Origin of the sequence: Bacillus sp. BML-BC051 (assembly GCF_019656175.1) — a bacterium.
Taxonomy (GTDB): Bacteria; Bacillota; Bacilli; order Bacillales; family Bacillaceae_G; genus Bacillus_A; species Bacillus_A mobilis.
The window spans coordinates 66057-79591 of sequence record NZ_BPLI01000017.1 but is presented as its reverse complement, the minus strand read 5'-3'; the positions used below and the strand labels follow the sequence as shown (position 1 = coordinate 79591).

At 33.8% G+C, this 13535-nt stretch carries 14 protein-coding genes and 1 pseudogene; 10 read left to right on the top strand and 5 right to left on the bottom strand.

The window, feature by feature from the left end; translation table 11 throughout:
* The first annotated feature begins 496 nt into the window (after positions 1-496).
* The 6 genes from K5S59_RS08405 to alo all read left to right on the top strand — a co-directional run bounded on the left by K5S59_RS08405 (position 497) and on the right by alo (position 7484).
* Positions 497-1174 (top strand): response regulator transcription factor, encoded by a 678-nt coding sequence (locus K5S59_RS08405; protein WP_120450987.1) that lies wholly within the window; start codon positions 497-499, stop codon positions 1172-1174.
* 347 nt (positions 1175-1521) lie between these two features.
* On the top strand, positions 1522-2535 hold the full coding sequence (locus tag K5S59_RS08400) for a siderophore ABC transporter substrate-binding protein (protein WP_000753459.1): 1014 nt from the start codon (positions 1522-1524) through the stop codon (positions 2533-2535).
* A 19-nt stretch (positions 2536-2554) separates the two neighbouring features.
* Positions 2555-3571 carry an ABC transporter permease gene (locus K5S59_RS08395; RefSeq protein ID WP_098872507.1) on the top strand — a complete coding sequence of 339 codons (1017 nt, stop codon included), beginning with the start codon at positions 2555-2557 and terminating at the stop codon, positions 3569-3571.
* Positions 3568-4632 (top strand): iron chelate uptake ABC transporter family permease subunit, encoded by a 1065-nt coding sequence (locus K5S59_RS08390; protein WP_000631121.1) that lies wholly within the window; start codon positions 3568-3570, stop codon positions 4630-4632. The genes K5S59_RS08395 and K5S59_RS08390 overlap by 4 nt, the downstream gene beginning before the upstream one ends.
* Positions 4629-5381: an iron ABC transporter ATP-binding protein gene (locus tag K5S59_RS08385; protein ID WP_064449606.1), complete on the top strand. Its 753-nt coding sequence runs from the start codon at positions 4629-4631 to the stop codon at positions 5379-5381. The genes K5S59_RS08390 and K5S59_RS08385 overlap by 4 nt, the downstream gene beginning before the upstream one ends.
* Before the next feature lie 564 nt (positions 5382-5945).
* A complete protein-coding gene (alo, locus tag K5S59_RS08380; RefSeq protein WP_120450986.1) occupies positions 5946-7484 on the top strand; it encodes an anthrolysin O/cereolysin O family cholesterol-dependent cytolysin Alo in 1539 nt (512 codons plus the stop codon).
* Positions 7485-7535: 51 nt separating this feature from the next.
* On the opposite strand, the gene K5S59_RS08375 is transcribed toward alo, so the two are convergent.
* The 3 genes from K5S59_RS08375 to K5S59_RS08365 form a co-directional block, all read right to left on the bottom strand.
* The gene (locus tag K5S59_RS08375) at positions 7536-8816 is read right to left on the bottom strand and encodes a purine/pyrimidine permease (RefSeq protein WP_120450985.1); all 1281 of its coding nucleotides are present in this window, start codon (positions 8814-8816) and stop codon (positions 7536-7538) included.
* A gap of 127 nt (positions 8817-8943) precedes the next feature.
* Positions 8944-9393, bottom strand: a complete 450-nt coding sequence (gene cynS, locus K5S59_RS08370) for a cyanase (RefSeq protein ID WP_029443571.1) — start codon at positions 9391-9393, stop codon at positions 8944-8946.
* 55 nt (positions 9394-9448) lie between these two features.
* Positions 9449-10030 (bottom strand): beta-class carbonic anhydrase, encoded by a 582-nt coding sequence (locus K5S59_RS08365; protein WP_000926487.1) that lies wholly within the window; start codon positions 10028-10030, stop codon positions 9449-9451.
* A 167-nt stretch (positions 10031-10197) separates the two neighbouring features.
* Between K5S59_RS08365 and K5S59_RS08360 the strand changes: the two genes are divergently transcribed.
* A complete protein-coding gene (locus tag K5S59_RS08360) occupies positions 10198-10629 on the top strand; it encodes an Lrp/AsnC family transcriptional regulator (RefSeq protein ID WP_002008929.1) in 432 nt (143 codons plus the stop codon).
* 201 nt (positions 10630-10830) lie between these two features.
* On the opposite strand, the pseudogene K5S59_RS30665 reads toward K5S59_RS08360, so the two are convergent.
* Positions 10831-10917 (bottom strand): annotated as a pseudogene (locus K5S59_RS30665) (DUF4822 domain-containing protein); the annotation flags it as partial.
* Between the two features lie 192 nt (positions 10918-11109).
* Here K5S59_RS30665 and K5S59_RS08350 point away from each other — a divergent pair.
* Positions 11110-11538, top strand: coding sequence for an Lrp/AsnC family transcriptional regulator (locus tag K5S59_RS08350; protein WP_000460477.1), 429 nt, complete (start codon positions 11110-11112; stop codon positions 11536-11538).
* Between the two features lie 41 nt (positions 11539-11579).
* On the opposite strand, the gene K5S59_RS08345 is transcribed toward K5S59_RS08350, so the two are convergent.
* Complete coding sequence (locus tag K5S59_RS08345) at positions 11580-12137, bottom strand: cysteine hydrolase family protein (protein WP_001001085.1); 558 nt, start codon at positions 12135-12137, stop codon at positions 11580-11582.
* 288 nt (positions 12138-12425) lie between these two features.
* On the opposite strand from K5S59_RS08345, the gene psiE reads away from it, so the two are divergent.
* A complete protein-coding gene (gene psiE, locus K5S59_RS08340; RefSeq protein ID WP_000671179.1) occupies positions 12426-12827 on the top strand; it encodes a phosphate-starvation-inducible protein PsiE in 402 nt (133 codons plus the stop codon).
* A gap of 139 nt (positions 12828-12966) precedes the next feature.
* Positions 12967-13482, top strand: coding sequence for a spermidine N1-acetyltransferase (gene speG, locus K5S59_RS08335; protein ID WP_000076820.1), 516 nt, complete (start codon positions 12967-12969; stop codon positions 13480-13482).
* Positions 13483-13535 lie beyond the last annotated feature (53 nt).

Below are 13535 nucleotides of genomic sequence, written 5' to 3'. Positions count from 1 at the left end.
TAGTTTTGAATAAATAATGACTTTCGGCAGGTAAAATCATTTGTTTGCAAAATGCCAAGAAGAAAATACACCCTCGATATCTTTCTTAAAATTTCCATACACAGGAGAATTATTCAATTATTTATTTAAGTTAGTTAATCTATAAATGGGGAGGCGCATTTACATTTAGAGAGAAAAAATACCGTTTTTTGTTTTGTAGTTTTATAAAATGCTTAAGTTGATGGGGGGAGGGGGTACCTCTGAAACAGAAGATGAAGAGACAGTTATTGATGATAAGCAGGTAGATACTATAGATGCCCTTAATGATTAAACAATATGTATTTAAATCTTCATATCCTTTGTGTTTCTATTCATATCTATTGTAAGATTATATAGAGTTCTCCTAATAAACTGTTATAATGGCCTTTTTTAGGGGGGCATATTTATAAATTTTAAAATGTTTCTTGAGATAATTTTTTATCTAACTAAGTTATATTGAAGTAGAGGTGAACCATCGGTGAAGCAGGTGTTAGTAATTAAGAATGAACGGTCTTTTGCGAAGAAAATCGTAAGCGGTCTAACGCAAGAGGGCTATTTCATTTTAAAACTTCACAATGAAAACCAAGGTTTAAATATAGTATATGAACAAGATTGGGATATTATCATATTGGATTGGGATTCATTAAGTATATCGGGGCCAGAAATTTGTAGACAAATACGACTTGTTAAAACGACACCGATCATTATTGTGACCGACAATATTTCTAGTAAGGATTGTATAGCAGGGCTACAAGCAGGAGCAGATGATTATATTAGAAAACCATTTGTGAAAGAAGAATTAGTAGTAAGGGTTCAAGCTATTTTAAGGAGAACTAACTATATCCAGCAAAATGAGACAAACTTTTTTCAGTTTAAAGATCTCTTTGTTGATACATCTAGCAATATTGTGAAAAAAGGTAGCGAAAATCTCTCGCTTACGAAGCGCGAGTACGATTTACTTGTATTTTTAATCAAGAATAAAAATACAATATTGAGCCGTGAAATGCTTTTGAATCAAGTTTGGGGATATAACGTAGTAGTGAATCCAAATGTAGTAGACTTATATATTGGTTATGTAAGAAAAAAGTTAAAGTGTGAGAAGAAAGACAGATATATTCAAACGATACATGGCAGAGGCTATTCAATGGTTGAATGATAAAAATAAGATAATAAAATAGTTTCTGTGAAATATGAAAAGAAGGAAACTATAAAAAGAAGATTGCTATCAGGAAATGGGCATTTTTTCATATTAGAAATCATGGTTTATAAGGTGCTCAATCTATTGATTAGCACGTGTGTGGGCTGAATCTGGTGAATTTATGTTTAATTTGATTAACTCACACCATTCACAAGATTTTCACAGAATTAATGACTATACTAATTAACAGGATGTTCAAATGAAAATGATTATCAATATTGATTTAGATGAATAGCAGTTATTATCTAATTCAATCTATGGACGTTATCATTTTCGAACTAAATTACATAATAAGGAGTATACGTATGAAAAAAACTATGCTTTTAAAATTAGTAAGTATTCTAGCAATTTTCACTTTAATGTTAGTAGCTTGCTCAGATTCAAGTAAGGAAACTTCGAAGGCTACTAAAGGTAATAGTAGTGATAAACCAAAAACGGTTGAAATCACTGATGCTCATGGAACTGTTAAAGTCCCTGTAAATCCAAAGAATGTAGTTGCTTTAGATAATAGAACTTTTGAAACTTTAGCTGATTGGGGAATTAAATTAGCGGCTGCTCCACAGGATATTATGCCTGCAGATTCAGCATATAAAAATGATAAAACAGTTAAAAATATTGGGAATCACCGCGAACCAAATCTTGAAATTATAGCAGCGGCAAACCCTGAACTTGTAATCGTTGGTCAAAGATTTGCTGGCCATTACGAAGAAATCAAAAAATTAGTACCAAATGCAGCTGTTATTGATCTTAATGTTGATGTTTCTGAGAAAGCTACTAAGCCTGGCGAAAACTTAGTAAAAGGACTTAAAGATTCTACAATGACTTTAGGGAAAATCTTTGATAAAGATAAAGAAGCTAAACAATTAGTAGCTGATTTCGATAAATCTATTGAAAAAGCAAAATCTGCTTATAACGGAAAAGATAAAGTTATGAGTGTTATCGTTACTGGTGGAAATATTGGTTTTGCTGCGCCGCACTCTGGTCGCGTTTGGGGACCGATGTATGAAATTTTCGGTTGGACTCCAGCATTAGAAGTTAATAATTCTACTGCAGGTCATAAAGGTGATGACGTTTCTGTTGAAGCTATCGCACAAACAAATCCTGATTGGCTGTTCGTATTAGACCGTGATGCTGCAACATCGGATGCTGCTAAGTCAGCTCCTGCTCAAGATGTTATTTCTAAATCACCAGCTCTTCAAAACACAACTGCTGTTTCTAAAAAACAAGTTATTTATGCACCAGCAGATACTTACACAAATGAATCAATTCAGACTTATATAGAGTTATTTGGAAATATCGCAAAAACTTTAGCTAAGTAGTGTAAAGGAGTACGAAGCAGTGTCAAAAAATATGATTTCTAGGGTTGAGAATATTTCTCAACCCCAGTTTTATAATCACAATAAAATATGGACAAAACCTTTTATAATAGCGGTTATAGTTGTTATAATTTTAGGGATTATATCACTGTTTACTGGAGTTTATGATATACGTGGACAAGAGGACGGAATGGAGATGTTTTTCATCACTCGTGTTCCGAGAACTGTTGCATTAATGCTTACTGGAGCTGCAATGGCGATGGCAGGGCTCGTCATGCAATTAATTACCCAGAATCGTTTTGTTGAACCTACTACAACGGGGACTATTGAATGGTCAGGCTTAGGCCTGCTTTTTGTGTATTTACTATTTCCTGCCCCGACTTTAGTTCAAAGAATGACTGGTGCAATCATTTTTTCTTTTATAGGAACTATGATTTTCTTTCTATTTTTAAGAAGAGTTAAGCTTCGCTCATCTTTAATTGTTCCGATTATTGGATTGATGCTTGGAGCAGTTATTTCTGCAGTGTCTACTTTTTTGGGACTCCTTTTTCAAATGACGCAAAGTATTGAAACTTGGTTTGTAGGTTCATTTGCTAACATTCAGGTGGGAAGATACGAATATTTATGGCTGATTGTTATCGTTACTTTGCTTATTTTTATGTATGCGAATAGATTGACTCTAGCTGGACTAGGAGAAGATGTCGCAACAAGCCTTGGAGTTAATTATAATAGAATTGTTCTTTTTGGGACTGGTCTTATCTCTGTTGCAGTTGGAATTGTTGCAGCTGTTATCGGAAACTTACCTTTCTTAGGTTTAATTGTTCCAAACATTGTTTCCATGTTTAGAGGAGATGATCTTAGGAGTAATTTACCTTGGGTATGTGTGATCGGAATGGGGGCAATAACTACCTGTGACATCATTTCTCGAACAATTATAAAGCCGTTTGAACTACCTGTTTCTCTAATACTTGCATCAGTGGGAGCGGTTGTGTTTATCACTATTTTATTGAGAAAAAGAAAACCAAGGAGGCTGCGATGATCACATTAGACTATAAAAATAAAGAAAATGTCGAAGTCGATTCTAGCCTTCATAATAAAAGTAGATCAGCTAGTGCTTTTCGTTCTAAGAAGGAAGCAAAACGTTATTGGATTGTACTGATAACATTGATTGCTTTAGGTCTCCTTTCTTCATATGGACTTTTAGTTTATAACAATCCAGTTCCGATAGATTCACCTTCTTTTATCCCAGTTGTTAAGAGAAGGATAATAGCTATTGTTGCGATGATTATTGCTGCAGTTTGCCATAGCTTGTCGACAGTTGCTTTCCAATCTATTACGAACAATAAGATTATTACTCCTTCGCTTTTAGGTTTCGAATCACTTTATTCAGCAATTCATACGAGTACAATATTCTTCTTTGGTGCTAGTGCGTTAATAAACTTTAATGGAATTGGGTCATTTTTATTCCAAGTTGTTGCTATGGTCTTGATGAGTTTGATACTTTATGGATGGTTACTTTCTGGTAAATACGGGAATTTACAACTTATGCTTTTAGTTGGAATTATTATTGGTACTGGACTGAATTCCGTATCAACTTTTATGAGAAAGCTACTTGCGCCTTCAGAGTTTGATATTTTACAAGCGAAATTATTTGGTTCTGTTAATCATGCAGATCCTGCATATTTTCCTGTTGTAATTCCTATGATTATAATTGTAGCGGTATTAATTTTTGCTCATTCTAAGAATTTGAATGTTTTGTCACTAGGAAAGGATGTTGCTACTTCTTTTGGGGTTAAATATCAACCTAGTGTAATTTATACGCTTGTATTAGTTGCTATTTTGATGTCCATCTCAACTGCTCTAATTGGACCACTTACGTTCTACGGCTTTTTAGTGGCAACTTTGAGTTATCAGGCGGCAGCAACTTATGATCATAGATATATTTTTCCAATGGCTTTTGCTATAGGGTTTTTGATTATGACGAGTGCATATTTCTTAATGTATCATGTATTCAATGCTCAAGGTGTAGTTTCAGTTATTATTGAATTATTTGGTGGAATCATATTCTTAACTATTGTTTTAAGGAAGAGGGCTTTATGATAAAAATTGATAATGTTAAAAAGTTCTATACTGATAAGGTAAAAATAGGACCTTTGGATATTGAAATACCAAAAGCGGGCTTTACTTCTTTAATTGGACCAAATGGCGCTGGAAAGTCTACGACACTTTTGATGATTGGAAGACTCTTAGATATGGATGAAGGTCAAATTCAAGTAGCGAATATGGATGTTTCTGAATCCAAATCAAAAGACTTAGCAAAAATTTTGACCATATTGCGACAAGAAAATCATTTTGTAACGAGGCTTACTGTTAGACAATTAGTTGGATTTGGGCGCTTTCCGTATTCAAAAGGAAGATTAACTAAAGAAGATGAGGTTATCATTTCTAAATATATCGATTTCTTAGATTTAACTAGTTTAGAGAATAGATATTTAGATGAGCTTTCTGGTGGTCAAAGACAAAGGGCATATGTAGCGATGGTATTGTGCCAAGAGACTGAATATGTGCTATTGGACGAGCCTCTGAACAATCTTGATGTTGCTCGTTCTGTTCAAATGATGGAGCATTTAAGACGTGCGGCTAATGAGTTTGGAAGAACAATTTTGACTGTTATGCATGACATAAATTTTGCAGCTAAATACTCTGATAAAATTTGTGCTATGAAAGATGGACAAATTGCTGCTTTTGGAACAGTAGAAGAGGTTATGGACCCAATACTTTTGACAGATATTTTTGAAACGAAAATTGAAATTATCCAAGGTCCTTATGGGCCGATTGCTGTTTATTAATTACAAAATGAGTATGAAAAAAGCTGCTGCCTATATTTTATAGGCAGCAGCTTTTTTATGCGATTGCCGATGATAGCTCTGTCCTACAGGTATTTCATTATTTCCGTTCCTGCGACGCTTCCAACAATAAACTTGTAAATTACTCATAAAATGCAAAGGAATGCTTCGATTTTTTTCAAGTATCTACCAAACGGGAAATTTATCCCGCTTTAATGGGCAACTAATAATCAGTGGGGGGATGAAGAAAATCCCCACTGATTAAAGTTTCACTTTATCTCTGTATAACTTTTTATGAGGATTCAGCTTGGTTCTTAGTATGTAATATTGCATATAAGAGTGTATTGATAAAAGTGTAAGGGGTCACTATAATGAGGGCATAAAGATAGATCACATTTTCGTAGCAATAAAAAAGGAGGAAATAATATGGAAATCGCAATGGCTGTTTTGAAATTTGTAGGTGGCGTAATCCCGTTAATTCAAGAACTTTTAAAAGCATTTATGTAGGTTTATTAGTTAGCAATCATTTATCAATCATTATCATATCTTACTAAAAAAAAGAACGGGGTGATTTTTCTGAATATTAAGAAAAACACTAAAAGAAGAAAGTTCCTTGCATGTTTATTAGTTAGTCTATGCACTATTAATTATTCATCTATTTCCTTCGCAGAAACACAAGTAGGTAATGCAACTGATGTAATCAAAAATGCTAGTGGCATTGATACTGGTATAGCAAATCTTAAATATAATAATCAAGAGGTTTTAGCTGTAAATGGTGATAAGGTAGAGAGTTTTGTTCCGAAAGAAAGTATCAATTCAAATGGTAAATTTGTAGTAGTGGAACGCGAGAAAAAATCACTTACAACTTCACCAGTCGATATTTCGATTATTGATTCTGTGGTGAATCGTACGTATCCAGGAGCGGTACAACTTGCAAATAAAGCTTTTGCAGACAATCAACCGAGTTTATTAGTGGCTAAGAGAAAGCCTTTGAATATTAGTATAGACTTACCTGGCATGAGAAAAGAAAATACAATTACTGTCCAAAATCCGACATATGGTAATGTGGCTGGAGCAGTAGATGATTTAGTATCTACTTGGAATGAAAAGTACTCTAAAACACATACGTTACCTGCAAGAATGCAGTATACAGAATCTATGGTTTATAGTAAATCACAAATCGCAAGTGCCCTTAACGTTAACGCTAAATATCTCGATAACAGTCTAAACATCGATTTTAATGCGGTTGCAAATGGAGAGAAGAAAGTGATGGTAGCGGCATATAAGCAAATATTTTATACCGTAAGTGCTGAACTACCTAACAATCCATCCGATCTTTTTGATAATAGTGTTACTTTTGGTGAGTTAACTCGTAAAGGTGTAAGTAATTCGGCTCCACCTGTTATGGTTTCAAATGTAGCTTATGGTAGAACTGTTTATGTAAAATTAGAAACAACATCTAAGAGTAAAGATGTACAAGCTGCTTTTAAAGCTTTACTTAAGAATAACAGCGTCGAAACGAGTGGACAGTATAAAGATATTTTTGAAGAAAGTACCTTTACTGCTGTAGTATTAGGCGGAGATGCGAAAGAGCATAACAAGGTTGTTACTAAAGATTTCAATGAAATCCGAAATATCATTAAAGATAATGCTGAATTAAGTCTTAAAAATCCAGCATATCCAATTTCATATACAAGTACTTTCTTAAAAGATAATGCAACTGCTGCTGTTCATAACAATACAGATTATATTGAGACGACAACTACAGAATATTCAAGTGCTAAAATGAAACTTGATCATTACGGTGCTTACGTTGCTCAATTTGATGTATCTTGGGATGAATTCACATTTGATCAAAATGGAAAAGAGGTACTAACACATAAAATATGGGATGGTAGCGGCAGGGATAAAACGGCTCATTACTCTACAGTCATTCCTCTTCCACCAAATTCCAAAAATATAAAAATTGTAGCTAGAGAATGTACTGGTCTTGCATGGGAATGGTGGAGAACAATTATTAATGAACAAAATGTTCCATTAACAAATGAAATAAAGGTTTCAATTGGAGGAACAACATTATATCCAACTGCTAGTATTAGTCATTAGGTATAAAAAAGCGCCCTGTAAGCAGGGCGCTTTTTTACTTAGTTATAAATTTTACTCTTTCCAAAACTGTTCTAGCAAAATAACGATCATAGTACCTACGAGTAATCCGTTACTTAAAACATATTGTAAGGAAGAAGGAACGCCGCTAAATACAGCTTCTGGAAGAAACATTATACCCAAACTGATTAATAATGAAATTCCTAATATAGTTAATCGGTGTTGATTTAATTCTTCACGTAAAATGGATTGAAATGAAATGCCTATTACTTGGACAAATGTTGCTAAAAGTGCAGCATTAGCAATAGGTCCTGGTAGCAAGGATATAAAGCTTACAATTGAGGGGATAAAAGAAATACCTGCTAATATAAGACTTGCTATAAGGAACGACTTCACTTTTCTTTGTCCTGTTAGTTGGATAAATCCTGCCGATGCAGGTAATGGTACAATTCCAATTGTAGAGAACAACGACGAGATAATATGTGATATACCTCCGACCCATACACCACGGTTCAGTGTTTGCTTTTCATTTTCTTTAGATAACGGAGCCGCTTGTTTTACAGCCGAAATAGCAGCGATTGTATTTGCAACTAAAAGAAATGTAAATAAAGCTGCTGTTAGAGTCATTCCAATATCGAATCTAGGTGTGCCCCAAGCAAATATCTCTGGTAATTTAACAAGCGTTGTGTGCGAAGGTATATGAGATGATTTTCCTAATACTGCATACAAAAGCCAACCGCATGAAATTCCAAGTAATACAGCGTAACTTTTCATCCATCCTTTCCCTTTAATTGATAAGAAAGTAATAAGGGCAAAAACAAAGAGCGCAATAGTAGCTGTTGTATAGTCAGGATGAGTTGCAGATCCTTGTAATCCCATCATGCCTTTTAGTAACACGCCACTAAGCTGAAGTGCTAAGATTAAAAGAAAAGTTCCTGTAACTAAAGGGGTAAATAAACGTAAGATTCGATGAACAAGCCCTGTTATACCAAGAACGAAGAGTAATATACCTGCAATAATTAAACCACCTTCTAAAAGTTGTAATACATCTTTTGCACTCTGTCCTTGATGCATAGCGACTTGTCCCAATATGACAAATATACTTACCCATGAACCGGCTGGTCCATCCGCAATAGGATAGCGATGCCCAAACCATGCTTGTATAAATGAACTTACTCCTACTACTAAAAAAGTTCGCTGCATTAATGTTGAGATATCTTCTATTGGTAAATGGAATATGCCACCAATAATGATAGGTAATGCAATTGCATTTGCTAATAAAAACACAAACCATTGTAGAATACTAAAACTCATATCAAAGTGTTTTTTATTCATATTATTCTCCTTTGCCGAAAAAGAATTTCATAGTAAAAATCCATCCTTTCTACACAGTTAGATTAAAAAGGATGGATTTTGTAAATCTATAAAATTATTTTAATTATATATATGGATTTTTAATAAATTACCATGTACGGAATGGTAAGAATTTCCCGTTAAGTGTAATCACGATACGAGGGTCGCCACCTTTTGGATCTTCTTGTGTGTCCACACCTAGATTGAAGTTAATTGCACTCATTACACCTTCGCCGGCTTTTTCTAAGATTAATTCTCTAATAGTTGGTGCATATTGTAACATCATTTCATATAAACGATATGCAATCGGGTCAGTAGGGGGCATTTCCATTACTTGGCCACGAAGTGGAACTACTGTTAATGCTTGAACTACTTCTTCATCTAATTCTAATAGTTTACCGATTTTTTCTGCTTCTGGACGTGTCATTGTAGCTTGTCCTAATAACGCTGTTACAACCCAAGTCTCAGAGTTTTCACTTACTTTTGCAATCTCTTCCCAAGTTAACCCTTTTTTAATTTTTGCCGCTAGAATTTTTTGCGTAGCTTCTTGTCTATTCATATCTAATACTTGTTTTTTCATATTTAATAACTTCCCTTCATGTACGTAATAATTATTATTTTGTTTCACTATTTAATGCTTTATATCCATCAACCACTACATCTAATTTACCTGTGTGAGGGTCAATAACTAAACCATGTACAGGAACATCTTTTGGGATAAGTGGATGGTTTCTTACTAAATCAACATTAGCTTGCGTTGAGTCGCAAACATCATCGAATCCGAATAACCATTTTTCAAGGTTAATACCAGCATATTCAATTGCTGATAAAATTTCTGGTGAAGCTACTCCGCGATCTAATATTTTTTGAAGTGTTCCTTTTGGATTCGTTTGGCTCGCACCACATCTATGGTGTCCAATAAGGAAGATTTCATCTGCATTTAAATCGTATACTGACGCTACAACACTTTGCATAACACTATCGAAAGCAGAAGCAATTTTACCGCCTGCATTTCTGATAACTTTTGCATCACCATCATGTATATCTAAAGCTTTTGGAAGTAGCTCAATTAAACGAGCATCCATGCAAGAAACAACAACCATACGTTTTTTAGGCATTTTTGTCGCTTCACGAGGAGCGTATTCCTTATTTTCTACAAATTGTTCATTGAACGATAGAATTTCTTGTAATAACATATTTGTAACCTCCTTTAAATCTAGATGTATTTTTTTGTTGCGTCCTCTGTGTTATAAGTAAATATAACTGATAAATAATGTGATGTAAGAGGATAAACTAAGTATAGTGAATTGTATCGATAAGCAGAATAAGTTGGCGAAACACTTTCGGGCTTTCTACTTTCACGGTGAAAGGATTGGTTTATATCATTGATCAAACAGATTTTGAGATACTGAAATTATTAGGAGAAAACTCGAGAATACAATGGAAAGAACTTGGTCAGAAAATACATATGACAGGGCAGGCTGTAGGAAATCGAATTCGGAGATTAGAGGATCTAGGAATTATTGAACAATATACAATTGCAATAAACCGAATCAAGTTAGGACAAGTAGTGACTGCATTTGTTACTTTGTTCGTAACAACAGCTAATCACCAAGAGTTTATGAATTTCTTTCAAGGAGAAGAAGGGATTTCTGAAGTGCATCGTATAAGTGGTGAGGGGTGTTATTTATTAAAAACACATTTTGCGTCCAATGAAGACTTAGATAACTTTCTAGGACGACTATTAAAATACGGGAATTATCGTGTTAACTTATCAATAGGAAAGTTGAAATAAGGTTTCTTTTCCTTGGAGGGGATGGTAACATTATTTGCTAAACTTTATTTGTATAGGGATAATGAATTCGTTTAATGTTTATCTTAAATAGTCAGAGCCTTACTACAATTTATGTGTAGTAAGGCTTTTTTAAGGGAGTCATAAATAATTTTTCCTTAAAAAAATCCTGTAGCTCAGTACAGGATTTATAATGAAATGTTTTTAAAAGCTAAATTGTGGTTTCATATTACCTTTATAAGGCTCATGTTCAACGAATATAGTTATGTCCTTACCAGCTTGCTGTATGCCTCTTTCGAACACGTACCAATTTTTTCGATGCCTACGAGTAATTCAAAAATACATAGTAAGGAAGAAGGAAAGCCGTTAATAGTAATGTAATTCTTAATAGAGTTAATCGATTGTATTGTAAAATTTTTTAAGATGAATTGTAGGGGAGATGAAGATCTTATAGAAGGTGATTCCTATAGGAAGGGGACGGCTATGTTTGATTCAACAGATTTTAAAATTATACAGTTACTACAAGAAAACGCTAGGATGAATTGGAAGGAAATCGGAGAGATAGTACATTTGACTGGCCAGGCTGTTGGGAAACGAATTAATAAATTAGAAGAGGCAGGTGTCATTCAAAAATATACGATAGATATCGACAGGGCTAAGTTAGAAGGGTCTATTATGACGTTTGTTACACTATTTCTGCATGCACCACATTATCATAATCAAATGCAAACCTTTTTTGAAAAAACGGACGTAATTGCTGAAATGTATCGTATAAGTGGCGATGGGTGTTATATCATGGTTCTTCATACATCTTCGCACCAGCAATTAGAAGAGACTCTTGCAGATGTTTTACATTATGGTGATTATCGTATAAATACTGTCATTAAGACAATTGAAAAAAAGAAAGAATAAGATATTTATTCTTTCTTTTTTTCGTATGGAACTGTAATTCTTTATTTGCTTTTGTTTATAAAACTGCTCGCTGATATGACTTTTGCGTAAATATCACCAAACTCCAATGCACTCATGAACGATTGATGAGCGTGTACTGCTGGGATTAGATTTCCTTGGAATTCTAAATCTTTTGTTGTACAAGTATCTTCAATTACAATACATTGAAATCCTAAATCACTGGCAGCACGTACGGTTGCATCAATACATACGTGAGTCATCATACCGCAAATGACTAGTTGATCTATTTTTTCTGCCTTTAATGTTTCTAATAAATTTGTTCTTAAAAAACTGTTAGGGTGATGTTTTTGTATGACTTTTTCGTTAGCAATCGGTTGTACATCGTCATGAATTTGAACACCTACTGTATCGGGTAAGAAGAAAGTAGCTCCTTCATTGTTCGCAATATGTTGTACGTGAATAACTGTTTTATGCTTTTCGCGAAATAGTTTCAAGACTTCTTTCGCTTTTTTTACGGCTTTTTCAGGTTGATGTAATGCCATATTGCCGCCTTCAAAGTAATCATTTTGTATGTCGACTAATAGTAAAGCTTCGTTCATCATTAATCCCCCCACAATTAGTTATACAGCACGTTATTTGTACTGTACTGTTATTATATAAATTACAAGTGTGTGGAAGTAATAACGTCATGAAACGATTTTGACGTATATAGTTTCATTGTGAAAAAGCTAAAAGATAAAAAATGAAGCTTGGGGAAGTGACTATATTAAGCGTAAATATCAGAATGGTGAAGTGATAGTGAAAGAGGACGATCATATTGGATTTAACACTTTTGTAAGTATAATTTTGCTATAATAAATAAGTATTTACGTGAAGGAGAGTGTGAAATGAAGTTTAATATCGATCATTATATAGCTAGCGTTTTACAGTGGATATTAAATATAGCGTTAATTATATTGTCCATTGTTTTATCGATCTTTTTAATTAACGAGACCATCACATTTATTCAATACATATTTTCAACAAAGGAATATACATCGTATAAATTGGTTGAGAGTATCATCGTTTATTTCTTATACTTCGAGTTCATCGCATTGATTATTAAGTATTTTAAGTCGAATTATCATTTCCCGTTACGTTATTTTATTTATATCGGAATTACGGCGTTAATTCGTTTAATTATTGTATCTCATGAGGAACCGATGGAGACGTTGTTATATGCAGGATCCATTCTTGTTTTAGTCGTTGCTTTATACATATCAAATATGAGAGATTTGAGAAAAGAGTAGTGCAGGCATAAGTTTGCACTACTTTTTTATGTCTTGACCTTCAAGTTGCTTGAAAGTTTACAATGTAAATAGGGCGTTTGAAATTGAAAAATATTGAGAAATTAAGTGAAGAGGTTTCTTTTACTTGGAGGTTATAATAATGAGTCAGGAATTGAAGTTACGTCCTTTAGAACGGGAAGATTTAAAGTTTGTACACGAACTTAATAATAATGCACATATTATGTCGTATTGGTTTGAAGAGCCATATGAGGCATTTGTAGAGCTGCAGGATTTATACGATAAACATATACATGATCAAAGTGAACGCCGATTTATCGTTGAGAAAGATAATGAGATGGTTGGATTGGTCGAGTTAGTGGAAATCGATTATATTCATCGTAGAACAGAATTCCAAATCATTATTGATCCAAATTATCAAGGACATGGCTACGCAGCAGAAGCGACGCGTTTAGCGATGGATTACGCTTTTTCTGTATTAAATATGCATAAGATTTATTTAGTTGTGGATAAAGAAAATGAGAAAGCAGTCCATGTGTATAAAAAGGTTGGATTTATAGTGGAAGGCGAGCTTTTAGACGAGTTTTTCGTTGATGGTAACTATCATAATGCGATAAGAATGTGTATGTTCCAGAAGGAATATTTTAAAAATAAGTAGTTGAATGATTTGGAAGTAATGTTGACGCTTCATAAAACCGTGTGCTAAAATCC